General features: G+C 69.7%; 24 protein-coding genes. 3 read left to right on the plus strand and 21 right to left on the minus strand.

What is annotated here, in order from left to right:
- Positions 1–4: 4 nt before the first annotated feature.
- Genes ACYVJ3_RS02495 through ACYVJ3_RS02510 form a run of 4 tightly spaced genes read right to left on the minus strand, consistent with a single transcriptional unit; the run spans position 5 to position 3,720 of the window.
- Positions 5–1,000, minus strand: a complete 996-nt coding sequence (locus ACYVJ3_RS02495; protein WP_460850904.1) for a sulfate/molybdate ABC transporter ATP-binding protein — start codon at positions 998–1,000, stop codon at positions 5–7.
- Complete coding sequence (locus tag ACYVJ3_RS02500) at positions 997–1,809, minus strand: sulfate ABC transporter permease (RefSeq protein ID WP_460850905.1); 813 nt, start codon at positions 1,807–1,809, stop codon at positions 997–999. The genes ACYVJ3_RS02495 and ACYVJ3_RS02500 overlap by 4 nt, the downstream gene beginning before the upstream one ends.
- On the minus strand, positions 1,802–2,653 hold the full coding sequence (cysT, locus tag ACYVJ3_RS02505; protein WP_460850906.1) for a sulfate ABC transporter permease subunit CysT: 852 nt from the start codon (positions 2,651–2,653) through the stop codon (positions 1,802–1,804). The genes ACYVJ3_RS02500 and cysT overlap by 8 nt, the downstream gene beginning before the upstream one ends.
- The gene (locus ACYVJ3_RS02510) at positions 2,653–3,720 is read right to left on the minus strand and encodes a sulfate ABC transporter substrate-binding protein (protein WP_460850907.1); all 1,068 of its coding nucleotides are present in this window, start codon (positions 3,718–3,720) and stop codon (positions 2,653–2,655) included. The genes cysT and ACYVJ3_RS02510 overlap by 1 nt, the downstream gene beginning before the upstream one ends.
- 321 nt (positions 3,721–4,041) lie before the next feature.
- Here ACYVJ3_RS02510 and ACYVJ3_RS02515 point away from each other — a divergent pair, with 321 nt between their 5' ends.
- Genes ACYVJ3_RS02515 through rarD form a run of 3 tightly spaced genes read left to right on the plus strand, consistent with a single transcriptional unit; the run spans position 4,042 to position 8,073 of the window.
- Positions 4,042–6,042: a 2-oxoacid:acceptor oxidoreductase subunit alpha gene (locus ACYVJ3_RS02515; RefSeq protein ID WP_460851096.1), complete on the plus strand. Its 2,001-nt coding sequence runs from the start codon at positions 4,042–4,044 to the stop codon at positions 6,040–6,042.
- Positions 6,039–7,142 (plus strand): 2-oxoacid:ferredoxin oxidoreductase subunit beta, encoded by a 1,104-nt coding sequence (locus tag ACYVJ3_RS02520; protein ID WP_460850908.1) that lies wholly within the window; start codon positions 6,039–6,041, stop codon positions 7,140–7,142. The genes ACYVJ3_RS02515 and ACYVJ3_RS02520 overlap by 4 nt, the downstream gene beginning before the upstream one ends.
- Before the next feature lie 13 nt (positions 7,143–7,155).
- Entirely contained in the window at positions 7,156–8,073 is a 918-nt protein-coding gene (gene rarD / locus ACYVJ3_RS02525; protein WP_460850909.1) for an EamA family transporter RarD, read from the plus strand.
- A gap of 182 nt (positions 8,074–8,255) precedes the next feature.
- Here the strand turns inward: rarD and ACYVJ3_RS02530 are convergent, their stop codons facing one another.
- The 17 genes from ACYVJ3_RS02530 to ACYVJ3_RS02610 form a co-directional block, all read right to left on the minus strand.
- Complete coding sequence (locus ACYVJ3_RS02530) at positions 8,256–8,930, minus strand: hypothetical protein (RefSeq protein ID WP_460850910.1); 675 nt, start codon at positions 8,928–8,930, stop codon at positions 8,256–8,258.
- 142 nt (positions 8,931–9,072) lie between these two features.
- Positions 9,073–10,062 (minus strand): polyprenyl synthetase family protein, encoded by a 990-nt coding sequence (locus tag ACYVJ3_RS02535; RefSeq protein ID WP_460850911.1) that lies wholly within the window; start codon positions 10,060–10,062, stop codon positions 9,073–9,075.
- Positions 10,059–11,669: an NADH-quinone oxidoreductase subunit NuoN gene (gene nuoN / locus ACYVJ3_RS02540; RefSeq protein ID WP_460850912.1), complete on the minus strand. Its 1,611-nt coding sequence runs from the start codon at positions 11,667–11,669 to the stop codon at positions 10,059–10,061. The genes ACYVJ3_RS02535 and nuoN overlap by 4 nt, the downstream gene beginning before the upstream one ends.
- A complete protein-coding gene (locus ACYVJ3_RS02545; RefSeq protein ID WP_460850913.1) occupies positions 11,666–13,156 on the minus strand; it encodes an NADH-quinone oxidoreductase subunit M in 1,491 nt (496 codons plus the stop codon). The genes nuoN and ACYVJ3_RS02545 overlap by 4 nt, the downstream gene beginning before the upstream one ends.
- Positions 13,156–15,072 carry an NADH-quinone oxidoreductase subunit L gene (gene nuoL / locus ACYVJ3_RS02550; protein WP_460851097.1) on the minus strand — a complete coding sequence of 639 codons (1,917 nt, stop codon included), beginning with the start codon at positions 15,070–15,072 and terminating at the stop codon, positions 13,156–13,158. The genes ACYVJ3_RS02545 and nuoL overlap by 1 nt, the downstream gene beginning before the upstream one ends.
- 10 nt (positions 15,073–15,082) lie before the next feature.
- On the minus strand, positions 15,083–15,376 hold the full coding sequence (gene nuoK, locus ACYVJ3_RS02555; protein WP_460850914.1) for an NADH-quinone oxidoreductase subunit NuoK: 294 nt from the start codon (positions 15,374–15,376) through the stop codon (positions 15,083–15,085).
- Positions 15,373–16,119, minus strand: coding sequence for an NADH-quinone oxidoreductase subunit J (locus ACYVJ3_RS02560; protein WP_460850915.1), 747 nt, complete (start codon positions 16,117–16,119; stop codon positions 15,373–15,375). The genes nuoK and ACYVJ3_RS02560 overlap by 4 nt, the downstream gene beginning before the upstream one ends.
- A complete protein-coding gene (nuoI, locus tag ACYVJ3_RS02565; protein ID WP_460850916.1) occupies positions 16,119–16,685 on the minus strand; it encodes an NADH-quinone oxidoreductase subunit NuoI in 567 nt (188 codons plus the stop codon). Before nuoI ends, ACYVJ3_RS02560 begins: the two co-directional genes overlap by 1 nt.
- Complete coding sequence (nuoH, locus tag ACYVJ3_RS02570; RefSeq protein ID WP_460850917.1) at positions 16,678–18,009, minus strand: NADH-quinone oxidoreductase subunit NuoH; 1,332 nt, start codon at positions 18,007–18,009, stop codon at positions 16,678–16,680. Before nuoH ends, nuoI begins: the two co-directional genes overlap by 8 nt.
- Positions 18,006–20,432 (minus strand): NADH-quinone oxidoreductase subunit G, encoded by a 2,427-nt coding sequence (locus ACYVJ3_RS02575; protein ID WP_460850918.1) that lies wholly within the window; start codon positions 20,430–20,432, stop codon positions 18,006–18,008. Before ACYVJ3_RS02575 ends, nuoH begins: the two co-directional genes overlap by 4 nt.
- Positions 20,429–21,730 (minus strand): NADH-quinone oxidoreductase subunit NuoF, encoded by a 1,302-nt coding sequence (gene nuoF / locus ACYVJ3_RS02580; protein WP_460850919.1) that lies wholly within the window; start codon positions 21,728–21,730, stop codon positions 20,429–20,431. Before nuoF ends, ACYVJ3_RS02575 begins: the two co-directional genes overlap by 4 nt.
- Entirely contained in the window at positions 21,730–22,377 is a 648-nt protein-coding gene (gene nuoE / locus ACYVJ3_RS02585; protein WP_460850920.1) for an NADH-quinone oxidoreductase subunit NuoE, read from the minus strand. The genes nuoF and nuoE overlap by 1 nt, the downstream gene beginning before the upstream one ends.
- A complete protein-coding gene (locus tag ACYVJ3_RS02590) occupies positions 22,374–23,693 on the minus strand; it encodes an NADH-quinone oxidoreductase subunit D (protein ID WP_460850921.1) in 1,320 nt (439 codons plus the stop codon). Before ACYVJ3_RS02590 ends, nuoE begins: the two co-directional genes overlap by 4 nt.
- A complete protein-coding gene (locus ACYVJ3_RS02595; RefSeq protein ID WP_460851098.1) occupies positions 23,690–24,292 on the minus strand; it encodes an NADH-quinone oxidoreductase subunit C in 603 nt (200 codons plus the stop codon). Before ACYVJ3_RS02595 ends, ACYVJ3_RS02590 begins: the two co-directional genes overlap by 4 nt.
- 26 nt (positions 24,293–24,318) lie before the next feature.
- Positions 24,319–24,873 carry a NuoB/complex I 20 kDa subunit family protein gene (locus ACYVJ3_RS02600; RefSeq protein WP_460850922.1) on the minus strand — a complete coding sequence of 185 codons (555 nt, stop codon included), beginning with the start codon at positions 24,871–24,873 and terminating at the stop codon, positions 24,319–24,321.
- A gap of 3 nt (positions 24,874–24,876) precedes the next feature.
- Positions 24,877–25,233, minus strand: coding sequence for an NADH-quinone oxidoreductase subunit A (locus ACYVJ3_RS02605; protein WP_460850923.1), 357 nt, complete (start codon positions 25,231–25,233; stop codon positions 24,877–24,879).
- A 136-nt stretch (positions 25,234–25,369) separates the two neighbouring features.
- On the minus strand, positions 25,370–25,831 hold the full coding sequence (locus ACYVJ3_RS02610; RefSeq protein WP_460850924.1) for a hypothetical protein: 462 nt from the start codon (positions 25,829–25,831) through the stop codon (positions 25,370–25,372).
- Positions 25,832–25,851 lie beyond the last annotated feature (20 nt).

Below are 25,851 nucleotides of genomic sequence, written 5' to 3' on the forward strand. Positions count from 1 at the left end.
GCCGTCAGACGGCGGCCATCGCCGGGATCGTCACCGCACCGACGGCCGCGGTCAGCCAGACCCGGCTGCCCAGCTCGAGGTCGAGCCGCTGCGCGTGCGCGCGGGTGAGCACGACCGACACGGGCTCGCCGCCGTCGGCCGGCTCGACCTCGAGGCGGACCTCGAACCCAACGCGCAGCAACCGGGTGACCACACCCGCCTGGGCACCGGGCACGCCCGGCGTCACGGCGACGTCGATGTCGTGCGGCCGCAGGCGGAGAGCGCCGAGCCGGGTGACGTCGCCGAGGAAGCCCATCACGAAGTCGTTGGCCGGCTCGTCGTAGAGCTGGTCGGGGCTGCCGACCTGCTCGATCCGGCCCTGGTTGACCACCACGATCTCGTCGGCGACCTCGAGGGCCTCCTCCTGGTCGTGGGTGACGAACACGGTCGTCACGTGGACCTCGTCGTGCAGGCGCCGCAGCCACTCGCGCAGCTCCTTGCGGACCTTCGCGTCGAGCGCTCCGAAGGGCTCGTCGAGCAGCAGCACGCTCGGCTCGACCGCGAGCGCCCGTGCCAGCGCCATGCGCTGGCGCTGCCCGCCGGAGAGCTGCGAGGGCAGGCGATGGGCGAACTGGGACAGGTGCACCAGCTCGAGCAGCTCCTCGGTCCGGCGTACGACCTCGGCCTTGGGACGCTTGCGGATCTCCATGCCGAAGGCCACGTTCTTGGCGACCGTCATGTGCTTGAAGACGGCGTAGTGCTGGAAGACGAAGCCGACGTTGCGCTTCTGCGGCGGCAGCGACGTGGCGTCGACGCCCTCGATCTCGACCGAGCCGGAGGTGGCCGAGTCGAGGCCGGCGATGATCCGCAGCAGCGTCGACTTGCCACCACCGGACGGACCGAGCAGCGCGGTGAGCTGACCGGTCGGCAGGGACAGGCTGACGTCGTCGAGCGCGACGAACGGCTCACGTCCGCTCTGGGCGGGATAGACCTTGGTCAGGTTCTTGACCTCGATGCTCATGACTGGGACTCCTTGGGTCGGAGGAGGGAGACGATGACGATGCAGACGACGCTCACGAAGGCGAGCACGAACGAGATGGCGTACGCCGAGTCCTGGGCGAAGGCGTGGTACTGCGACTCGACGAGCAGGGTGGCGGTCTGGGTCTGGCCGATGACGTTCCCGGAGACCACCTTGACCGCGCCGAACTCACCGAGGCAGCGCGCCAGGCTGAGCACGACGCCGTAGACGACGGCCCACTTGATGCTCGGGAGGGTGATCCGCCAGAACGTCTGCCGGTAGCTGGCCCCGAGGCTGCGGGCGGCCTGCTCCTGGTCGTCGCCGATCTCCTGCAGGACCGGCACGACCTCACGCACGATCAGCGGCAGCGCGACGAACGCGGTGGCCATGATCATGCCGGGGCCGCTGAAGATGAGGTGGATGCCGGCACGCTCGAGCGTCGGGCCGAACCAGCCGTTGCGCGGGCCGTAGACCAGCAGCAGCGCGAGTCCGACGACGACCGGCGAGACCGCCATGGGCAGGTCGATCAGCGCCGACAGGATCCGCTTGCCGGGGAACTCGAAGCGCACCAGCAGCAGCGAGATCGTGACGCCGAAGACCAGGTTGATGATCACCGCCTGGACGGCGATCTGTGCGCTCAGCACGAGCGCGTGCTGGACGTCGGGGTCGGAGAACAGGTCGACGGTCTGGCTCCAGCCGCCGGCGAACGCCTGGCGCACCAGCGCGCTGGTCGGCCAGGCGACCAGCAGGAAGACATAGGTCAGCACGAGCAGGCGCAGGGCCCATCGCACGGGCCATCTCAGCTCAACCACGACGGGCCGCCTTTCGTGAGAGCAGGTCGAGCAGGACGATGACGACCAGCGCGACGAGCAGCATGAGGGTCGCGACGGAGGCCGCGGCCGCCGTGCTGCCGCCCTCGATGTAGGTCATGACGCGGGTCGAGGCGACCTCGCTGTCGAAGGGCTTGTTGCTGCTGAGCAGGACCAGCGAGCCGTACTCCGCGATACCCCGGGCGAAGCTCAGCGCCGCACCGGCGGTGATCGCCGGGAGCAGGCTGGGGAACACGATGCGGCGCAGGATCGTCGCCTGGCTCGCGCCGAGCGAGGCGGCCGCCTCCTCGACGTCGTGGTCGAGCTCCTCCAGGACCGGCTGGACCGTGCGGACGACGAACGGGAGGGTCACGAAGGCCAGGGCCAGCGGCACCGCCATGCGGGTGTAGGCCCAGTGGACCCCGATCGGGCTGTGGTTGCCGTAGAGGCTGAGCAGCACCAGACCGGCGACGATCGTCGGCAGGGCGAACGGGATGTCGATGACGACGTCCAGGATCCGCTTGCCGAAGAAGCGGTCACGGACCAGCACCCACGCGATGAGGGTGCCCATCACGACGTTCACGCCGGTCACGATCGCGGCCTGGCCGATGGTCAGGCGCACGGCGGCGAACGTCTGCGCGTTGGTGATCGTGTGCCAGTAGCCCGACCAGCCGTTGCCGGTCGCGGCCACCACGATCGCGGCCAGCGGGATGAGGACCAGCAGGCTCAGCCAGGTGACCGAGATGCCGAGGGCGAGCGAGGATCCGGGGGTCAGCGTGGACCTGCCCACCCGGCGCGGAAGCGCCGGGCGGGCGGTCTCGACCACCGGAGGGGCGGCGAGCGTCATCAGCCGTCCTGTGCGTCGGAGCCCGAGCTGGCGATCAGCTTGGCGATGATGCCGACCGGGTTGCCGTCCGAGCCGTCGTTGAAGAACGCCGAGTTGGCCGTGCTCCAGCCGCCGAGGTCACCGTCGACCGTGTAGAGCGTCTTCGGCGTCGGGAACGGGTGGGCCGGGTCGTTGGCGCCCTCCACCTGCGGCAGCTTCACCCCGCTGACGCCGTCGACCGGACGGAAGCCGTACTGGGCGTAGAGCTCCTGGCCCGGAGCGCTCTCGACGTAGTCGAGGAAGTCCTTGGCCTTCGGCGAGGCGTCGGTGGTGACCGCGGCCGGGTTCTGGATGAGCAGCGTGTCGTCGGGGACGACGTAGTCGATGTCCTCGCCGGCCTGCTTGGCCTGGATCGCCTCGTCCTCGTAGGCGAGCAGGACGTCCTGGTCGCCCTCGACGAACGCCGAGGTCGCCTCGCGCCCGCTGGCGGGCAGGACCGGGGTGTTCTTGAGCAGCTTGCTGACGTACGCCTTCGCCTGGGCGTCGGTGCCGCCGGCACCCTTGATGTGCTCCCACGCGGCGAGCAGGTTCCACTTCGCCGCGCCGGACGAGCCCGGGTTCGGGGTGACGACGGTCGTTCCCGGCTTGACCAGGTCGTCCCAGCTCTTGATGTGCTTGGGGTTGCCCTTGCGCACGACGAACACGACGACCGAGTCGGACGCGATGCCGTGGGTCGGACCGGCGTTCCAGTCCTTGGCGACGAGGCCGGCGTCGACCAGGCGGGTCAGGTCGGGCTCGAGGGAGAAGTGGACGTAGTCGGCCTTGACGCCACCGGCGACGGCGCGCGACTGGTCGCCGGAGGCGCCGTACGAGGAGGAGAAGTCGACGCCCTTGCCGGCGGGGGTCTTGTCGAAGGCGGCGAATGCGGCCTTGTTGACCTGCTCCAGGACGGAGAAGCCCACCACGGAGACCGAGTCCTTGCCGGCGGCGCTCGAGGTCGAGGTGCAGGCGCTGGCCAAGGTGCCGACGACGGCGGTGGCAGCGATCGCGGTGATCACGCGGGCCTTGATGGTCTTGGTCTTGGACATGGGAATCGGTTCCTTCGTGTGCTGGCTGGGCGATCGCACTTTGGTGCTACCGCTTGAATTTCTTAACTCGGGTAGATTACTAGTCTTAACTAGGTAAGCGTGTCAACACCAGAACTCTCGGCGTGGCGGCTGCGCACGCCCGGTCAGGCGTACGCCGGGTCGCGGACGTGAGCGACGTCACCGCGATAGCGCTCTCACAGGTCGGCGCAGGTTCGGAAGGGGCCGGATCGCCCTCTATCGTGGAAAGGCGCGACGCTCGGACAGTCGCGGACTTCCAGGAAAACTGGAACAGGTTCTAGTATTGGCCTCGCGGCTTGGGCGATCCCCGCGCGCCGCCCCGGGTCCCAGTGGCAGAAAGCGAACGACGTGAGTCAGACCAAGCAGGTCAAGCAGCTCGACCGGGTGATCATCCGGTTCGCCGGTGACTCCGGCGACGGCATGCAGATGACCGGTGACCGGTTCACCCAGGAGTCGGCCGTCTTCGGCAACGACCTGGTGACCCTGCCCAACTTCCCCGCCGAGATCCGCGCCCCCCAGGGCACGATCCCCGGTGTCTCGTCGTTCCAGATCCACTTCGCGGACCACGACATCCTCACCGCGGGCGACCGTCCCGACGTCCTGGTCGCGATGAACCCGGCCGCGCTGAAGGCCAACATCGGCGACCTCCCCAAGGGCGCGACGATCATCGTCGACACCGCCGACTTCACCAAGCGCAACCTCGACAAGGCCGGCTACGAGTCCAACCCGCTGGACAAGCTGGGCGAGGTCGACGACGTCCTCGGCGACTTCAACGTCCAGCCCGTCGACCTGACCGGCATCACCGTGGCCGCGGTCGCCGAGTTCGGCCTGTCCCGCAAGGACGCCTCGCGGGCCAAGAACATGTTCGCGCTGGGCCTGCTCTCCTGGATGTACGGCCGCCCGACCGAGGGCACGATCTCCTTCCTCGAGAAGAAGTTCGCCAAGCTGCCCGCCATCGCCGGCGCCAACGTCGCCGCGTTCAAGGCCGGCTGGAACTACGGCGAGACGACCGAGACCTTCGTCGTCCAGTACGAGATCAAGCCCGCCGTCCTGCCCGCCGGCTCCTACCGCAACATCACCGGCAACCTGGCGCTGTCGCTCGGACTGGTCGCCGCCGGCGTACGTTCGGACCTCCCGGTGTTCCTCGGGTCCTACCCGATCACCCCGGCCTCCGACATCCTCCACGAGCTCAGCAAGCACAAGAGCTTCGGCGTGACGACGCTGCAGGCCGAGGACGAGATCGCCGGCATCGGCGCCGCGATCGGCGCCTCCTTCGGCGGCGCCCTCGCCGTGACCACCACGTCGGGCCCGGGCATCGCGCTCAAGTCCGAGGCCATCGGCCTCGCGGTGATGACCGAGCTGCCGCTGATCGTCATCAACGTCCAGCGCGGTGGCCCCTCGACCGGTCTGCCCACCAAGACCGAGCAGGCCGACCTGCTGCAGGCGATGTACGGCCGCAACGGCGAGGCGCCGGTGCCGATCGTCGCGCCCCAGTCGCCCGGAGACTGCTACGCCGCCGCGGTCGAGGCCGCCCGGATCGCGGTCACCTACCGCACCCCGGTCTTCCTGCTCTCCGACGGCTACCTCGCCAACGGCTCGGAGCCGTGGCGGATCCCGACGCTCGACGAGCTGCCGGAGATCCACCCGAACTTCGCCACCGGCCCGAACCACACCGACGCCAAGGGCGCCGAGGTGTTCTGGCCCTACAAGCGCGACGAGGAGACCCTCGCGCGTCCGTGGGCGGTCCCCGGCACGGCCGGTCTCGAGCACCGCATCGGCGGTCTGGAGAAGGGCGACGGTCACGGCAACATCTCCTACGACCCGGCCAACCACGACTTCATGGTCCGCACCCGCCAGGCCAAGGTCGACGCCATCGCCAAGTCGCTGCCGCCGCTCGAGGTCGACGACCCCTCCGGCGAGGCCAAGGTGCTGGTCATCGGCTGGGGCTCGACGTACGGCCCGATCGGGGCGGCCTGCCGCCGCGTACGCCGCGCCGGCTACAACGTGGCGCAGGTCCACCTGCGTCACATCAACCCGTTCCCGAGCGACCTCGGGGACATCCTGAAGTCCTACGACAAGGTCCTCGTCCCCGAGATGAACCTCGGCCAGCTCTCCAAGATGCTGCGCGCGGAGTACCTCGTCGACGCCCAGGGCTACAACCAGGTCTACGGCCTGCCGCTCAAGGCCGCCGAGCTCGCCGAGGCCGTCGGTGCCCTGGTGGGCCAGGCGGAGGGTCGCGAGGTCGACCTGGGCGAGCACGGACTCAACCTGCCTGCCGACCACGAGGAGGCTCCGCTCGCATGACCGCCATTGATCTGGGCACCCCTGCCCTGCGCTCCGGCACGGAGCTCGTTCCCACCATCGGTGAGGGCGAGACCCAGACCGGCAAGGACTTCTCCAGCGACCAGGAGGTGCGCTGGTGCCCCGGTTGCGGTGACTACGCCGTCCTCAAGGCCGTGCAGTCCTTCCTGCCCGACCTGGGCCTGCGCCGCGAGAACATCGTGTTCGTCTCCGGCATCGGCTGCTCCTCGCGGTTCCCGTACTACCTCGACACGTTCGGCATGCACTCGATCCACGGCCGCGCGCCGTCGATCGCGACCGGGCTGGCGACGGCCCGCGAGGACCTCTCGGTCTTCGTCGTCACCGGTGACGGCGACGCGCTCTCGATCGGTGGCAACCACCTGATCCACGCGCTGCGCCGCAACGTGAACATGACGATCCTGCTGTTCAACAACCGGATCTACGGCCTGACCAAGGGGCAGTACTCCCCCACGTCCGAGGTCGGCAAGGTCACCAAGTCGACGCCGATGGGCTCGCTGGACGCGCCGTTCAACCCGGTCTCCCTGGCCCTGGGCGCCGAGGCGTCCTTCGTCGCGCGCACCATCGACTCCGACCGCAAGCACCTCACCGCGGTGCTCGCCGCGGCCGCCGCCCACCGCGGCACCTCGTTCGTCGAGATCTACCAGAACTGCCCGATCTTCAACGACGGGGCGTTCGACGCGATCAAGGACAACGACACCAAGGCCGACGCGATCATCCCGCTGACCCACGGCGAGAAGATCCGCTTCGGCGCTCCCGGCGAGGACGGGCTGGGCTCCAAGGGCCTGGTGCGGACGGCTTCGGGCTCGGTCGAGGTCGCGCTGGTGGCCGAGGTCGGTCTCGACGCGATCCTCACCCACGACGCGCACAACCCGGACGCCTCGCAGGCGTTCGCGATCTCGCGCCTGACCGCCGCCGACTACCTCAACCAGTCGCCCATCGGCATCTTCCGCCAGGTCGAGCGCCCGGCGTACGACGACCTGGCGCGTGCCCAGGTCGCCGAGGCGTCGGCCAAGGTGGAGGGCTCCCGGGCCGACCGCCTCACCGCGCTGATCAATGCGGGCGACACCTGGACCGTCGGCTGACTAGTCTCCCTCCGTGAGCGATACGCGGCGAGGCCTGTTCTTCGGCCTCGCCGCGTACTGCATCTGGGGAGCGTTCCCGCTCTACTTCCCGCTGCTCAAGCCCAGCGGCGCGCTGGAGATCCTGGCCCACCGGATGGTGTGGACCTGCGTGGTCCTGGCCGCGCTCGTCGTGCTGATGCGCAAGCGCTCGGCGCTGCAGGCGATCCGCGCGTCGCGGCGTACGACGCTGCTGCTGGTGCTCGCCGCCGCGACGATCACCAGCAACTGGGGCACCTACATCTACGGCGTGAACAGCGAGCGGGTCGTCGAGACCTCGCTCGGGTACTTCATCAACCCGCTCGTGACCGTCCTGCTCGGTGTCGTGGTGCTCGGTGAGCGCCTGCGCCGGCTGCAGTGGGTGGCCCTGACCATCAGCCTCGCGGCGGTGCTGATCCTGGCGATCGGGTACGGGCACCCGCCGTACATCGCGCTGGTGCTGGCGTTCTCGTTCGGGACCTATGGCCTGGCCAAGAAGTCGGCCGGTGTCGGCGCCGTCGAGAGCCTCGCCTTCGAGACCGCCGTGATCGCGCCGTTCGCGGTGGCGCTGCTCATCTGGCTGGGGGCGACGGGCCGGTCGCACTTCACCGGCGAGGGTGCCGGTCACGTCGTGCTGCTGATGACCGCGGGCGTGATCACCGCCGTGCCGCTGCTGTTCTTCGGCGCCGCCGCGACCCGGGTGCCGCTGACGACGATGGGGATCCTGCAGTACCTCGCGCCGATCCTGCAGTTCGGGCTGGGCGTCACCGTGCTAGGCGAGGCGATGCCGACCGAGCGGTGGATCGGCTTCGGCCTGGTCTGGCTGGCCCTGGCGATCTTCACCACCGAGATGGTGTTGCACCGGCGCCGGCAGGTCGCCCTGACCGCGCTGACCGTCGAGGCCAGCGCCGCCTGACTGAGCGGCCTGATCGAGCAGTCCGAGCAGTCCGAGCTGAACGATCGTCCGAGGATCTCGGCCCTCATTCGCGCCCCCCGAACGAACGTCCGTCCGGTCTTCTGCATGGCCCTTCGCGTGCCACGAACGAACGTTCGTCCTGACTGGCGTAGACCGCGCTCCGACCGTGGACGGGCGTTCGCTCATCGCTCTTGCCTCGCCCGCCAGTCGGACGAACGTTCGTCCGGCGCACGCGGACCTGCCTCCAGATCCTCGGACGATCGTTCGGCGGGCACTCGGTCGCCGTCACACGCCGGCGACCAGACCGCAGCCAGGATGGCCCGTGCCTCCTCGAGATCGAGGGGACGCCGAGAGTCCAGCATCCGAAGCCTGATGCCGTCGGCGAGTGCGAGCAGCATCTCCAGCCAGCGCGCGTCTGGGCGCTCACCCGTGCGGTACTGGTAGGCGTCGATGAGCACGTCGCGCTCCCGGTCAAGGGTACGAGCCAGTGATCGCGCGGCGTCGGGCCGGCCTGCGCGCTCTTCGGCACCGGCGATGGCCCTCAGCGACTGGAGCGTCGCCACCCCGAGCCGGCCGCAGTCGTCGTCCGGCAGCCTGATCGGCACCGGATCCGCGAAGGCCTCCCTGACCCAGGCCGACCAGCGATAGACGAACGACTCGGCCAACGTCTCGTACAGGCCGAACAGCCCACGATTCGCCGCATGGATCGAGGACTTGGCCATTCCCAGGTAGGCAGCGATCGCGCTGATGGTCACGTTGTTGACGCCGCCGGCCTCGTGCAGCCCGACGACGGCATTCAGGGTGTCCTCGGGCGTGCTGAGCGACCTGGCGAGGTAGAAGGGTTCGTGGAGCTCCATGGGGGCGAGGCTCGCACGCGTGACAGACAACAGCGCCCAGCTCTCCACAGCACCACGGACCCAGTGCCTCATCCACAGGTGCAGGCCCAGGAACTGGCCTGTCGAGTGACGCGTGTGGCCGCTGTGACGCCGTGACGCCGCCTCAGGCGGAGCGGACCGCCACGATGTCGGCGAAGTCCGCGAGGGCCTGGCGGACCGAGCCCTCGGGGAGCACCTCGAGCAGGCGCTTGGCCTCCTGGGCGCGGGCCACGACGTAGGCACGGGCCTCGTCCATCGCGGGGTGCTTGCGCAGCAGGCCGAGGGCCTCGGCGAGCGCGGCGTCCTCGGAGAGGTCACCGTCGAGGAGCTCGAGCAGCCGGGCGTCTGCCGGGTCCTTCGACGCGCGGGCCATCAGCACGGGCAGCGTGGGCACCCCCTCGCGCAGGTCGGTGCCGGGGGTCTTGCCGGACTCCTCGGACTCCGAGGCGATGTCCAGGATGTCGTCGCTGAGCTGGAAGGCCGTGCCGACCAGCTCGCCGTACTCGGTGAGTGCGGTGACGACCTCGGGCGAGGCGCCGCCGAACATCGCGCCGTAGCGGGCCGACGTGGCGATCAGCGAGCCGGTCTTGCCGGCGACGACCTCGAGGTAGTGGGCCAACGCGTCTCCCTCGGGCGTGACGCCCTCGAGGATCTGGCCCTCCACGAGGCGGGTGAACGTCTCGGCCTGGATCCGCACGGCCTCCGGGCCGAGCTGCGAGGTGAGCTCGGAGGACTTCGCGAACAGCCAGTCGCCGGTCAGGATCGCCACGAGGTTGTCGAAGCGGGCGTTCGCGGAGTCCTCGCCGCGGCGTACGGCAGCCTCGTCCATCACGTCGTCGTGGTAGAGCGAGCCGACGTGGGTGATCTCCACGACGCAGGCCGCGGTCAGGACCTCGTCGGCATCCGGCTGGGGGCCAGCCTCGGCGGCCAGCAGCACCAGCAGCGGACGGAACCGCTTGCCGCCGGCGGCGAGGAGGTGGCGGGCGGCCTCGGTGACGTACGGGGCCCGGCTCGATGCGTGTTCGTAGAGCGCCTTCTCGACGATCGCGAGGCGCTCCTGCAGCCGCTCGGCGAGCGCAACGTCGTCGATGGGGAGGGCGAGGGAGGAGCTCACCTGATGAAGTCTCCCGCACCGGTGATCAGGTCGAGCACCGGCCCCGGCACGACACCGAGGAGCAGGGTCGCGGCCAGGCAGACCACGACGGTCGCCGAGGTGAGCACGGACGGCAGCGCGACGGTCCCGGCCTGGCCGGCCTCGGCGTCGCTGAAGAACATCAACCGGATGTAGCGGACGTAGAAGAACACCGCGACGATCGAGGAGGCGATCGCGACGATGACCACCGGCCACGCCCCCGCCGACATCGCCGAGGTGAAGACCGCCCACTTCCCGAGGAAGCCGGCGGTCAGCGGGATGCCGGCCATCGAGAGCAGGAAGAACGCGAACGCACCCGCGACCAGCGGGGAACGCTTGCCGAGGCCGGCCCACTTGTCGTACGCCGTGGCCTCGCCGTTGTCGTCGCGCACCAACGTGACCAGCGCGAAGGCGCCGATCATCGAGAAGCCGTATGCCGTGAGGTAGACCAGCACGCCGTCGAGCGAGCTGTGCTGCCCGTCGGCGAGGTCGCTCACGCTCTGCGCGCCGAGGACGCCGGTGAGCAGGAAGCCGGTGTGGGCGACCGAGGAGTAGGCGAGCATCCGCTTCACGTCGGTCTGGGCGATGGCCAGGATCGCACCGAACAGCATGCTCGCGATCGCGACGGCCCACAGCAGCGGTTGCCAGCTCCAGCGCTCGCCGTCGAGGCCGACGTAGAACAGGCGCAGCAGCGCGCCGAAGGCGGCCACCTTGGTGCCGGCCGCCATGAACGCGGTGACGGCGGTCGGGGCGCCCTGGTAGACGTCGGGGGTCCAGGCCTGGAACGGCACCGCACCGACCTTGAACAGCAGGCCCACCGAGAGCAGGCCGATGCCGACCAGCAGCATGCCGTGGTTGTCGGCGCCGGCCCTGACGGCCGTGTTGATGCCGGTGAGCGACATGGAGCCGGCGTACCCGTAGACCAGGGCGGCGCCGTACAGGAAGAACGCCGAGGAGAAGGCACCGAGGAGGAAGTACTTCATCGCGGCCTCCTGGCTGAGCAGGCGGCGACGACGGGCCAGGCCGCAGAGGAGGTACAGCGGCAACGAGAGGACCTCGAGCGCGACGAACATCGTCAGCAGGTCACCCGAGGCGGGGAAGAGCAGCATGCCGCCGACGGCGAAGAGCATCAGCGGGTAGACCTCGGTGTGCTCCAGGCCGAGCCGCGAGGCCTCGCGCTCCTCGGCGGTGCCGGGCAACGCGGCCGCCTGGCCGGCGAAGCCGGAGAGACCGCCCTCGAGGCGACGCTCGGCGAACAGCGCGGCGCCACCCATCGCGAAGACCAGCAGCAGGCCCCAGAGGTAGACCGTCGGACCGTCGATGACGACGCTGCCGACGGCACCGACCAGGCCCTTGCCCTTGTCCCCTGCCTCGGTGGCATGCCCGTCGAGCTTGGTGCCGACCACGATCGTGGCCGCGAAGGCGGCGACGAGGGTGAGCAGGGTGAGCGCGACCTGCGGCACCCTGCGGGCTCCGCGGGGAAGGAACGCCTCGAGGAGGATCCCGACGCACGCGCCGCCGAGGACGATCAGGATCGGGGACAGCTGGGCGTACTCGAGGTGGGGCTGGGTGAAGGTCGACGGAGTCATCGCGCGCCTCCCAGCAGCGTCTCGATCATCGGGTTGGCCAGGTCCAGCAGCGGTTGCGGGAAGAAGCCGAAGAACAGCAGGGCCCCGACGAGGGGTACGACGGCGACGAGCTCACGCCACGTCAGGTCGACGGTTGCTTCGCTGGTCGAGTAGTCCGAGGCGCTGGCCGAGGACGTGTCGAAACCATCGGACGGCCCGGTGAACACGCGCTCGTACATCCACAGCACGTAGATCGCGGCCAGGACGACCGCGGTGACGGCGATCGCGCCGACGAACCAGTGGTACTGGAAGCCGGAGAGCAGGACCAGGAACTCCGAGACGAACGGGCTCAGGCCGGGGAGGCCGAGGGTGGCCAGGCCGCCGATCAGGAACATGCCCGCCAGGACCGGTGTCAGCTTCTCCTGGCCGCCGAGCTCGCGGATCGACCAGGTCCCGCGACGGCGGTGGAGGTAGCCGGCGGCGAGGAAGAGCAGCGCGGTCCCGATGCCGTGGTTGACCATGTAGAGGATCGAGCCGGAGCCGCCCTGGCTGGAGAACGCGAAGATCCCCAGCGTGATCAGGCCGAAGTGGCTGAGCGAGGTCAGGCCGATCAGGCGGAGCATGTCGTCCTGGCCGATCGCGAGGAAGGCGCCGTAGACGATCGAGATCAGCGCGAGCGTGACCACGACCGGCGTCGCCCAGTGGCTCGCCTCGGGGAACAGCCCCAGGCAGAAGCGCAGCATCCCGAAGGTGCCGATCTTGTCGAGCACGCAGACCAGCAGCACCGAGGTGCCGGGCGTGGCCTTCTCGGTGGTGTCGGCGAGCCAGGTGTGGACCGGGAACAGCGGCGCCTTGATCGCGAACGCGGCGAAGAAGCCGACGAACAGCCAGCGCGCGACGTCGCGGTCGATCGGCATCGAGGCCAGCTCGGAGAGGAGGTACGTCGGGTGGCCGGCGTGGGCGGAGGCGACGTACAGACCGACGACGGAGGCCAGCAGGACGAGGCCACCGGCGAGCTGGAAGAGCAGGAACTTCAGCGCCGCGCGGCCGCGACCCGGGCGCCCGAAGCTGCCGACCAGGAAGTACGCCGGGATCAGCGTCGCCTCGAAGACGACGTAGAAGAGGAACACGTCGGTCGCGCAGAACACCGCGAGCGAGAACGCCTCGAGCAGCAGGGCCCAGGCCATGAAGACCTTCGGACCGGCGTCGGTCTCGACGTTGGACCACTCGGCCACCAGGACGAGCGGCACGAGGACGGCGGTCAGCAGCACCATCACGACGCCGAGGCCGTCGACGCCGAGGGCGTAGTGCACGCCGAACTGCTTCATCCAGACGTGCGTCTCGGTCATCTGCATGCCGCCGTCGGTCTTGTACCGGCCGAGGACGACGAGCGCGAGGACCAGCGCCACCAGGGAGACGCCGAGGCCCACCTGCTTGCTGAGCGTGCGCGGCAGGAGGTAGACGGCGAGGGCGCCGACGAGCGGGAGGGCGATGAGGGCGGAGAGCATCAGCGGTTCACCAGCACCAGGGTCAGGACGAGCACTGCAGCGCCGCCGAGGATGGAGAGGGCGTACGAGCGGACGTAGCCGGTCTGCAGGGCGCGCAGTCCCATGCCGGTGCCGGTCACGGTGGTGCCGAGGACCCGGAAGAAGCCGTCGACGAAGCCGTGGTCGGCGCTCACCGAGCCGCGCGCCAGCACGAGGCCGGGCCGGCCGACGAGGGTGTCGTTGATGGCGTCGCCGTACAGGTCGGCGCGAGCCGCCCTGGTGACGAACGAGACGTCCTGCGGGGCCGCACGCGGCACCTCGCGCCGGCCGACCAGGAACCAGGCCAGCGCGACACCCACCGCGACCACGAGCACGGCGATCAGGCTGATCACCGGACCGGGCATCGGCGGCTCGTGCTCCGGCGCGACGCCGACGACCGGCGCCAGCCAGTCGACGATCCAGTTGCCGGCGAGCAGGAGCCCGCCGAGCACGGAGAGCGCCGCGAGCACCATCAGCGGGATCGTCATCACCTTGGGCGACTCGTGCGGGTGGACGCCGTCGGCCCAGCGCTTCTTGGTGAAGAAGGTCATCAGCATCAGGCGGGTCATGTAGAAGCCGGTGACACCGGCGCCGAGCAACGCACAGACACCGACCAGCGGCCGCTCGGTGAGCGCCACCTCGATGATCTTGTCCTTGGACCAGAAGCCGGAGAAGCCCGGGAACCCGATGATCGCGAGGTAGCCCATCGCGAAGGTCAGGAAGGTGACCGGGAGTGCCTTGCTCAGCGCGCCGTAGTGGCGCATGTCCACGTCGTCGTCCATGCCGTGCATGACCGAGCCGGCGCCGAGGAACATGTTGGCCTTGAAGAAGCCGTGCGTGAGCAGGTGGAAGATCGCGAAGGCGTAGCCGGCGACGCCGAGGCCGGCACCGAGCATCATGTAGCCGATCTGGCTCATCGTGGAGCCGGCCAGCGCCTTCTTGATGTCGTCCTTGGCACAGCCCAGGATCGCGCCCCAGAGCAGCGTCACCGTGGCGACGATGACGACGACGGTGCGCGCGTTCGGCGCGTGCTCGAAGACGAAGTTGGAGCGGACCACGAGGTAGACGCCGGCGGTGACCATCGTGGCCGCGTGGATCAGGGCCGAGACCGGGGTCGGGCCCTCCATCGCGTCCAGCAGCCAGGCCTGCAGCGGGACCTGGGCCGACTTTCCGCAGGCGCCGATCAGGAGCAGCACGCCGAGCCAGTTCATGGTCGTGCTGGAGACGCCCTCGGTCGAGTGGGAGATGACGGTGAAGCTGGTCGAGCCGAAGGTGACGAAGGCCAGGAAGATCGCCAGGCCCATGCCCATGTCGCCGACGCGGTTGAGCACGAAGGCCTTCTTGGCGGCCGCGGCGGCCGACGGCTTGTGCTGCCAGAACCCGATGAGGAGGTACGACGCCAGGCCCACGCCCTCCCAGCCGAGGAACAGGCCGACGTAGTTCTCCGCGAGGACCAGCATCAGCATCGCGGCGACGAACAGGTTGAGGTAGGCGAAGAACCTGCGCCGGCGTACGTCGTGGGCCATGTAGCCGATCGAGTAGACGTGGATCAGGGATCCGACGCCGGTGATCAGCAGCAGGAACAGCGAGGAGAGCTGGTCGTAGAGCAGGTCGAAGCCGACGTTGAGGTGCCCGGTCTGGAACCAGGTCCACAGGTGCTGGGCGACCTGTCGGTCGCCCTCGTCGCGACCCGTGAGGGTGACGAACATCAGCAGGCTGACCAGGAACGATCCGCCGGCCAGCGCGGTCGCCAGCAGGTGGCCCCACCGGTCGGTGAACCGGCCGCCGATCAGCAGGATCGCGGCACCGGCGGCGGGCAGCGCGATGACCAGCCACAGCAGGGACAGGACGCCGCCGGCGTGGCCGGGATCGACGACGGGGATGGACTCGAGTGCGATCACGGGGTCCTCAGAACTTCAGCAGGTTCGCGTCGTCGACCGAGGCCGAGCTCCGGGTGCGGAAGATGGTCATCAAGATCGCCAGGCCGACCACGACCTCGGCGGCCGCCACCACCATCACGAAGAACGCGGCGACCTGTCCGTCCAGGCTGCCGAGCTGGTGGGAGAACGCGACGAAGGCCAGGTTGCAGGCGTTGAGCATCAGCTCGACGCACATGAACACCACGATCGCGTTGCGGCGCGTGAGCACGCCGATCGCGCCGATGGTGAACAGGATCGAGGAGAGGACGACGTACTCGTTCACTGCTCCACCTCCTTCGTCTGGTGCTCGACGGTCTGGGGATCGCGGACGACGCCGCGAGCGGCCAGGACGCGCGACACGGACGCCGCGGCGGGGGTGCCGTCGGGCAGCAGCGCCGGGGTGTCGACCGCGTTGTGCCGGGCGTAGACGCCCGGAGGCGGCAGCGGCCCGAGGTGTACGCCGGACTCGCTGAAGTCACGCACCCGCTGGGCGGCCATCGTGGCCTGGGTCGGCTTCGGCGTGAGCCGCTCGCGGTGGGCGAGCACCATGGCGCCGACCGCCGCGGTGATGAGCAGCGCGCTGGTGACCTCGAAGGCGAAGACGTAGCGCGAGAACAGCAGGTTCGCCAGGCCCTGGATGTTGCCGGCGCTGTTGGCGCCGTCCTTGCCGCCCAGGCCGATCGCCGGGCCGAAGCTCAGCTGGAGGCCGGCGACGACCATGACCACGCCGAACAGCAGGCCGGCGGCCCAGGCGAGCGGCCGCTGACCGGTGATCCGCTCCCCCGGCTCGTCCGCGGCGTCGACGCCCACGAGCATGATGACGAAGAGGAACAGCATCAGGATCGCGCCGGTGTAGACGATGATCTGCACCGCGAAGAGGAACGGTGCCTCGAGGGCGGCGTACAGGACCGCCAGGCTGACCATGACCACGGCCAGCAGCAGGGCGGCGTGCACGGGCTTGCGCACGAAGAGGATGCCGAGCGCGGCGATCACCATGATCGGCGCGAGGATCCAGAAGGCGGCCATCAGGCGTCCCCCTCGTTGCCGGCGGCCTTGAACTCGCCGCGGTAGTAGGCACCCTCGTCGTCGCCGAGCCGCATCGGGTGCGGCGGCTGCTCCATCCCGGGGAGGAGCGGCGCGAGGAGGTCGGACTTCTCGTAGATCAGGTCGGCGCGGTTGTCGTCGGCCAGCTCGTACTCGTTGGTCATCGTCAGCGCCCGGGTCGGGCAGGCCTCGATGCACAGGCCGCAGAGGATGCAGCGCAGGTAGTTGATCTGGTAGACGCGGCCGTAGCGCTCACCGGGCGAGAACCGCTGGCCCCCGGGCTCGTCGGAGTTGGACGCACCCTCGACGTAGATCGCGTCGGCCGGGCAGGCCCAGGCACACAGCTCGCAGCCGATGCACTTCTCCAGGCCGTCGGGCCAGCGGTTGAGCTGGTGACGACCGTGGAACCGTGGCGCGGTCGGGAGCTTCTCGAACGGGTACTGCTCGGTGACGACCTTGCGGAACATCGTGCGGAACGTGACGCCGAAGCCGGCGATCGGGTCCCACAGCTGCTCCTTGAGCGACTCGCCCTCGGTCCGGTCAGCCATTGCGCACCTCCGCGGTGGACTGGGTGGTCGTGTCGCCGAAGACCAGCGGTGCAGCCGCACCGCGTACGGCGCCGCCGGCCGGCATCGGAGGGACGGGGAATCCGCCAGTGGTGCCTGCCGGGACCCCGGGGACCCCCGTGGCGCCGGTGGTCGACCCTGCCTCGTCCTTCTTCCGCTCCGGGATGAAGAACATGACCAGGAACGCGACGAGCAGCACGCCGACCACGATCAGCACCGCCTCGCGGTTGAGGTGGGCGTTGCTGTTGCGGGCGGCGCGCATCGTGGCGACGGCGAGGATCCAGACCAGGGAGACCGGGATCAACCGCTTCCAGCCGAACGCCATGAACTGGTCGTAGCGCAGTCGCGGCAGCGAGCCGCGCAGCCAGATGAAGCCGAAGATGAAGAACAGCACCTTGCCGAAGAACCAGACGACCGGCAGCCAGCCCTGGTTGGCGCCTGCCCAGAAGTGGTCGATCCAGAACGGCGCGTGCCAGCCGCCGAGGAACAGCGTCGTCGCGAGCGCGGAGACCGTCGCCATGTTGATGTACTCGGCGAGGAAGAAGAGCGCGAACTTCAGCGAGGAGTACTCGGTGTGGAAGCCGCCGACCAGCTCGCCCTCGGCCTCGGGGAGGTCGAACGGGGCGCGGTTGGTCTCACCGACCATCGCGATCGTGTAGATCACGAAGCTCGGCAGCAGGATCAGCCCGAACCAGAAGTTGCCCTGGGCGGCGACGATCTCGCTCGTGGACATCGAGCCGGCGTACATGAAGACCGCGACCAGCGCGAGACCCATCGCGACCTCGTAGGAGATCATCTGCGCGCTCGAGCGCAGACCGCCGAGCAGGGAGTACGTCGACCCGCTGGACCAGCCGGCCAGGACGATGCCGTAGATGCCGATGCTCGCCACGGCCATCACGAACAGCACCGCGACCGGGAGGTCGGTGAGCTGCAGCGGGGTGCGGTGGCCGAACAGGTTGACGGTCGGGCCGAACGGGATGACCGCGAAGGTCACGAACGCGGGCACCGCCGAGATGATCGGCGCGAGGGTGAAGACGACCTTGTCGGCCAGCTTGGGGGTGAGGTCCTCCTTGAAGGCGAGCTTCACCCCGTCGGCGAGCGACTGGAGCAGGCCGAACGGGCCGTGCACGTTGGGGCCGATGCGGTGCTGCATCCGGGCCACGACACGGCGCTCCCACCAGATGTTGAACAGCGTCAGCAGCACGAGGACGGCGAAGATCATCACCGCCTTGATGACGACGATCCACCACGGGTCGTGGCCGAACGCGGACAGCGAGCCGGTCGGGTCGGCAGCGAGCGCGATCATGCCTTGCCTCCACTGATCGTGACGGTCGAGCCAGGGGATGCCAGGTCGGCGAGCACCCCGGCTCCGAACGAGTTGCCCGGCACCCAGACGGTGTCGGGTGTCATCTCGTCGGCCTTGATCGCACGCAGCGTGACCGAGCCCCGGTCACCGGTCAGGGTGACGAGCGGCCCGTGGGCGGCGTACAGGTCCGGCGGGAGCACGGCGACCGCCGGCCGGGCCGTCGCCTCGAGGTGCTTGTCGCCCGCCTGCATGCGGCCGTTGTCGATGGACTGCTTCCAGGTCGAGAGCCTGATCTCGATACGCGGCTCGCTGGCGCTCGCCGCTGCTCGATCACCGGGTTCTTCGTTGGTCGAGGAGGCCGAGCCGCTGGGCGAGGCCGTGTCGAAACCGACCCGGTCGCCGTCCCACGGTCCCAGGCTCGCCATCTCGGCGCGCACCTCGGCGACCGTGCGGAAGCCCAGCGGGGTGCCCATCTCGGCGGCGATGCCGGCCAAGGAGCGGAGGTCGGGCAGCGCGTTGGCGACGTGCAGCGCCGCCTCGAACGGCCTGACCCGACCCTCCCAGCTGACGAAGCTGCCGGCCTTCTCGGCGGCAGCGGCGACGGGGAGGACCACGTCGGCCAGGTCGGTCACCTCGGTCGAGCGCAGGTCGAGGGCGACCACGAACCCGGCGGCCGCGATCGCGGCCCGCGTGGCTGCGGGGTCGGTGGTGTCTGCCGGGTCCACGCCGGCGATGACGAGTCCGCCGAGCTCGCCGGCGACGAGCGACGCGACGATCGCGTCGCCGTCACGGCCGTCGGTGTCGGGCAGGCTGTCGACGCCCCAGGCGGACGAGACGTCGACGCGGGCTCCCGCGTCGCCGACCGGGCGCCCGCCGGGGAGGAGGGACGGCAGGCAGCCGGCCTCGACCGCGCCTCGGTCGCCCGCGCGACGCGGGACCCAGGCGAAGCGGGCTCCGGACGCGGCGACCGCGGCGAGCGCACCCGACGAGATCGCCAGCCGCTCGCCGGCGAGGACGACCGCACCCTCGGCGAGGTCGAGCGCAGCGATGGCAGCGGCCTCGTCACCGGGCGCGGTCGCGACCAGGCGTGCGGAGAGCTTGTCGAGGCCTCGGGTGAGGTACGGCGCGAGCGCGACGACCTCGGTGCCCCCGGCCATGACGCTCTTGCGCAGGCGCAGGAAGATCGCGCCTGCCTCGTCCTCGGGCTCGAGCCCGACCAGCACCACCTGCGGCGCCGACTCGAGGTCGGCGTACGTCACGGCGCCGCCGTCGGGACCGGTCGCCACGACGTGGGCGGCGAGGAACGCGGCCTCCTCGGCGGAGTGCGGGCGGGCTCGGAAGTCGATGTCGTTGGTCTCGAGGGCGACCCGGGCGAACTTGCTGTAGGCGTAGGAGTCCTCGACGGTGAGCCGGCCACCGGTCAGCACGCCGACGCCGCCGGCCGCCTTCGCAGCGGCGAGCCCGCGGGCCGCGACCGCGAAGGCCTCCGGCCAGGAGGCGGGCCGCAGCTCGCCCTCCTCGCGGACCATCGGGTGCGCGATCCGGTCGTCACCCTGGGCGTAGGTGAACGCGAAGCGGTCCTTGTCGGTGATCCACTCCTCGTTGACCGCGGGGTCGTTGCCGGCCATGCGGCGTACGACCTTGCCGCGGCGGTGGTCGACCCGGATCGCGGAGCCGCACGCGTCGTGCTCGCCGACGCCCGGCGTGGAGACCAGGTCGAAGGGCCGCGAGCGGAAGCGGTACTGCTCGGAGGTGAGCGCGCCGACCGGGCAGATCTGGATGACGTTGCCGGAGAAGTAGGAGAGGAACGGAGCATCGGGAGCGATGCCGATCTGCTGCTGCGCGCCGCGCTCGACGAGCGCGATGAACGGGTCGCCCGCGATCTCCTCGGCGAAGCGGGTGCAGCGCTGGCAGACGATGCAGCGCTCGCGATCGAGCAGGACGTTCGGCGAGAGGTTGATCGGCTTGGGGAAGGTGCGCTTGACGCCCTGGTTGCGACCATCGGAGAAGCGCGACTCGCCCTGCCCGTTGCTCATCGCCTGGTTCTGCAGCGGGCACTCGCCGCCCTTGTCGCAGACCGGGCAGTCGAGCGGGTGGTTGACGAGCAGGAGCTCCATCACGCCCTTCTGCGCCTTGTCGGCGACCGGGCTGGTGGCCTGGGTGTTGACGACCATCCCCTCGGCGACGGGCAGCGTGCACGAAGCCTGCGGCTTGGGGAACCCGCGGCCGTTTCCGGCGTCGGGTACGTCGACCAGGCACTGCCGGCACGCACCGACCGGCGCGAGCAGCGGGTGGTCGCAGAACCGCGGGATCTGCACGCCGATCTGCTCGGCCGCCCGGATCACCAGGGTGTCCTTGGGGACCTCGATCTGGGTGCCGTCGATGGTGACGGTGACCAGGTCCGACTTCTCGACCTCGCTCATGCCTTGACCTCCTCGGCGGCCCACGCCGTCGAGCGCGCGGGGTCGAACGGGCAGCCGCCCTGCTCGAAGTGCGCGAGGTACTCCTCGCGGAAGTGCTGCACCGAGCTGGAGATCGGGCTGGTCGCACCGTCACCGAGAGCGCAGAAGGAACGACCGAGGATGTTGTCGCACTGGTCGAGCAGCTGGTCGAGATCCGCCTCGGACCCCTCGCCGTTGTCGATGCGCGTCAGCACCTGCACCAGCCACCACGTGCCCTCGCGGCACGGCGTGCACTTGCCACAGGACTCGTGCTTGTAGAACTCGGTCCACCGCAGCACCGCCCGCACGACGCAGGTGGTCTCGTCGAAGATCTGCAGCGCCCGGGTGCCGAGCATGGAGCCGACGCCGCCGACGCCCTCGAAGTCGAGGGGTACGTCGAGGTGCTCGGCCGTGAGCAGCGGCGTCGAGGACCCGCCGGGGGTCCAGAACTTCAGCTCGTGCCCGGGACGTACGCCGCCCGCGAGGTCGAGCAGCTCGCGCAGCGTGATGCCGAGCGGGGCCTCGTACTGACCCGGCCTCACCACGTGTCCGGACAGCGAGAAGATGCCGTGACCCTTGGACTTCTCGGTGCCGAGACCGGCGAACCAGGCGGCACCGCGCTTGATGATCGCCGGCACCGAGGCGATCGACTCGACGTTGTTGATCACCGTCGGGCTGGCGTAGAGGCCGGCGACCGCGGGGAACGGCGGACGCAGCCGCGGCTGGCCGCGACGTCCCTCGAGACCCTCGAGCAGCGCGGTCTCCTCGCCACAGATGTAGGCACCCGCGCCGGCGTGGACCACGACGTCGAGGTCATAGCCGGAGCCGTGGATGTCCTTGCCGAGGTGGCCGGCGGCGTACGCCTCCTCGACCGCGGCCTGCACCCGGCGGATGACGTGCAGAACCTCGCCCCGGATGTAGATGAACGCCTTGTTCGCTCGGATGGCGTAGGAGCTGATGATGACGCCCTCGACGAGCACGTGCGGGTTGCCCATCATCAGCGGGATGTCCTTGCAGGTGCCCGGCTCGGACTCGTCGGCGTTGACGACGAGGTACTTGGGTTTCGGGTTGTCCTGCGGGATGAAGGACCACTTCATGCCGGTCGGGAAGCCGGCGCCACCGCGGCCGCGCAGGCCGGAGTCCTTGACGGCCGTGATCACGTCGTCGGGCTTCATCTTCAGCGCGACGTCCACGGCCTCGTAGCCGCCGCGGCCGGCGTACGTCGAGAGCTTCCAGGACTGCTCCGCGTCCCAGATGTCGGTGAGCACCGGCGTGAGCATCAGGCCTCCCAGCCGTTCTCGCGCGCGATCTCCAGACCGGCGAGCGACGCCGGGCCGGCCGACGGGCCCTCGTCGACGCGGCCGTCGGGGAACCCGGCGAGGACCCGCTCGGCCTCGCGCCAGGTGCACAGCTTGGGGCCACGGGTGGACTTGACCGGGTGGCCGGCGCGCAGCGCCTCGACCGTGCGGACCAGGCCGTCGGGGGTCTGGTTGTCCATGAACTCCCAGTTGATCATCGCGACCGGCGCGTAGTCGCAGGCCGCGTTGCACTCGATGTGCTCGACGCTCACGGAGTACTGGTCGCCCTGACGCTTGGTGGCGACCTCGTCGTTGCCGATGCCGAGGTAGTCCTTGAGCCGGGCGAAGATCTCGTCGCCGCCCATCACGGCGCAGAGCGTGTTGGTGCAGACGCCGACGTGGAAGTCGCCGACGTCGCGACGCTTGTACATCGTGTAGAACGTCGCGACGCCGTTGACCTCGGCGGGGCTGATCCCACAGATCTCGGCGCACTTCTCGATCGCCTCGGGCGTGATCTTGCCCTGCGCGGACTGCGCGAGGTGCAGCATCGGCAGCAGCCCCGAGCGCTTCTCGGGGTAGCGGTCGGCGATCTCCTCGAGCTCGGTGATCGTCTTGGCCTCGAGCGTCATCGGTCCACTCCTCCCATGACGGGGTCGATGGAGGCGATGGCGACGATCACGTCGGCCAGCTGACCGCCCTCGCTCATCACGCCCATCGCCTGCAGGTTGTTGAAGCTCGGGTCGCGGAAATGCACGCGGAACGGGCGGGTGCCTCCGTCGGAGACCACGTGCGCGCCGAGCTCGCCGCGCGGCGACTCGACCGGGACGTAGGCCTGGCCGGCGGGCACCTTGAAGCCCTCGGTGACCAGCTTGAAGTGGTGGATCAGGGCCTCCATCGACTCACCCATGATGTGCCGGATGTGGTCGAGGCTGTTGCCCATGCCGTCGCTGCCGATGGCGAGCTGGCTGGGCCAGGCGATGTTCTTGTCGGCCACCATCACCGGTGCCCCCTCGAGCCGGGCCAGCCGGTCCGCGGCCTGCTCGATGATCCGCAGCGACTCGTGCATCTCGGCCAGGCGCACCCGGAAGCGGCCGTAGGAGTCGGCCGTGTCCCAGGTCTGCACGTCGAAGTCGTAGTCCTCGTAGCCGCAGTAGGGCTGCGTCTTGCGCAGGTCCCAGCCGTAGCCGGCGCTGCGCAGCACCGGCCCGGTGATGCCGAGCGCCATGCAGCCCTCGAGGTCGAGATGACCGACGTTCTCCAGGCGAGCCTTGAAGATCGGGTTGGCGTTGCACAGCGCGGCGTACTCGGGGAGGCGCTTCTTCATCAGCGCCACGAAGCCACGGATCTCGTCGAGCGCGCCCGGCGGCAGGTCCTGGGCGACACCGCCCGGCCGGAAGAACGCGTGGTTCATCCGCAGGCCGGTGATCAGCTCGAACAGGTCGAGCACCAGCTCACGCTCGCGGAAGCCGATCGTCATCACGGTCAGCGCGCCGATCTCCATGCCACCGGTGGCGATGCAGACCAGGTGCGAGGAGATGCGGTTGAGCTCCATCAGCAGGACCCGCATGACCTGGGCCTTCTCGGGGATGTCGTCCTCGATGTCGAGCAGCCGCTCGACGCCCAGGACGTATGTCGCCTCGTTGAAGAACGGGGAGAGGTAGTCCATCCGGGTGCAGAACGTGACGCCCTGGACCCAGGAGCGGTACTCCATGTTCTTCTCGATGCCGGTGTGGAGGTAGCCGATGCCGCAGCGGGCCTCGGTGACCGTCTCGCCCTCGATCTCGAGGATCAGCCGCAGCACCCCGTGGGTCGAGGGGTGCTGGGGGCCCATGTTGACGACGATGCGCTCGTGCGCGTCCTGGCTGTCGAGGTCGTCGAGCCCGGCCGCGATGTCGGCCCAGTCCTGGCCGGTGACGGTGAACTCGCGTTCGTTCGTGGCGCTCATCCGTTGTAGCTCCTGCGCTGGTCGGGCGGCGGGATCGTCGCGCCCTTGTACTCGACCGGGATGCCGCCGAGCGGGTAGTCCTTGCGCTGCGGGTGGCCCGGCCAGTCGTCGGGCATCAGGATCCGGGTCAGGGCGGGATGGCCCTCGAAGACCAGGCCGTACATGTCGAAGCACTCGCGCTCGTGCCAGTCGGCCGCCGGGTAGACCGGCACCAGGCTGGGGACCGTCGTGCCGTCGTCGGGTACGCCGACCTCGACGCGGATGCGACGGTTGAAGGTCATCGAGCCGAAGTGGTAGACCGCGTGCAGCTCCGAGCCCGTCTCGCTCGGGTAGTTGACGCCGCTGACGCCGGACAGGAGCTCGAAGCGGAGCTGGGGGTCGTCGCGCAGGAGCTTGGCCGCGGCGATCAGGTTCTCGCGCGACACGTGGAAGGTGATCTCACCGCGGTGGATGACCACCTTGTCGATGAGCGGGTCGAGCTTGTCGGCGACCGAGTCGAACCAGCCGCCGTACGGGCGCTGCGCCTCACCGGGGCGGCGCACGGAGCGGACGAGACCGGCGTACCCGCTGGTGTCGCCGCTGCCGCTGACGCCGAACATCCCGGTCTGTGCGGGGAGATTCTCGGTCAACGCAGCAGACCCCTCTGGTCACCGGTGGGGAGCGTGACGAGGCCCTCGGCCTCGAGCTCCTCGATCTGGGCGAGGCGGTTGGCCCCGAGCTTGGTGTGCTGCACCTTGTCGTGCAGCTTGAGGATCGCGTCGATCAGCATCTCCGGCCGCGGCGGGCAGCCGGGGAGGTACATGTCGACGGGCACGATGTGGTCGACGCCCTGCACGATCGCGTAGTTGTTGAACATGCCGCCGCTGCTGGCGCAGACGCCCATCGCGAGCACCCACTTGGGCTCAGCCATCTGGTCGTAGATCTGGCGCAGGACAGGTGCCATCTTGTTGCTGACCCGCCCCGCCACGATCATCAGGTCGGCCTGGCGCGGGCTGGCGCGGAAGACCTCCATGCCGAAGCGGGCGAGGTCGTACTTGGGACCGCCGGACGTCATCATCTCGATGGCGCAGCAGGCCAGGCCGAACGTCGCCGGCCAGAAGCTGGCCTTGCGCATGTAGCCGGCCAGGCCCTCCACCGTCGTCAGAAGTACGCCGGACGGCAGCTTCTCCTCAACACCCACGAGTCAGTCCCAATCCAATCCACCCCTGCGCCAGACGTAGGCGTAGGCGACGAAGACGGTGGCGATGAACAGGACCATCTCGATGAGACCGAACCAGTGCATCGCGTCGAAGTTCACGGCCCACGGGTAGAGGAAGACGATCTCGATGTCGAAGACGATGAAGAGCATCGCGGTGATGTAGTACTTCACCGGGAAGCGCCCGGCCAGCGCCTGCGGCGTCGGCTCGATGCCGCACTCGTAGGCGTCGGCCTTGGCGCGGTTGGCCCGACGGGGGCCGGTCATCGCACTCATGATGATCGAGAACACCGCGAACCCCGCGGCGAGGCCGGCCAGCACCAGAATCGGCGCGTACAGGTGCATCGGTCCTCCCTCACGTGATCTTGTGAATCAGATCACTAGTGGCGTAGGACACATATAACCACTGCCCGCACATGGCCGCGCAAGGGGGCGCGCGTACCGATCGGGTCACGGCACACGTCGTCGTACGACGAGCCGCTCAGCCGCGGGGCAGCGCCGCGAGGACCTCGTCCGGGACCAGGACGCGCGGCAGCACGATCCGGGCGCTGCCACCTCCCGGCTTGAGGACGGTGACCGACGTACCGACGACCCGCGGCTTGCGCAGGAGCGCCAGTGCGATCTCGGTCGTCGCGACGGCGTCGACCAGTCGGAGCCGGCCCTCGATCAGCTCCGACTCGGCGACGGACCCGTCGGGGTAGCAGGCCTCCAGGTTGCGGCGCAGGCGGCGGCGCCAGATCCACAGCACGATGGCGGCGACGACCACCGCCTCCACCAGCCCGGTCACACCGACGAGCCCGCCGGCGGTGACGAACATGAAGCCGACGATCGCGACGAGCAGCAGGAGCAGGACGAGCGGGTTGCGGCTCATCAGCCAGTTGCGGTAGCCGTCGGAAAGGAGCCGGTCGCGCTCCTCCTTGGTCACGGTCCAGGTCGTCCTCACGACGCGACCCTGCCCCGCGG

The organism is Nocardioides montaniterrae, from assembly GCF_054782655.1.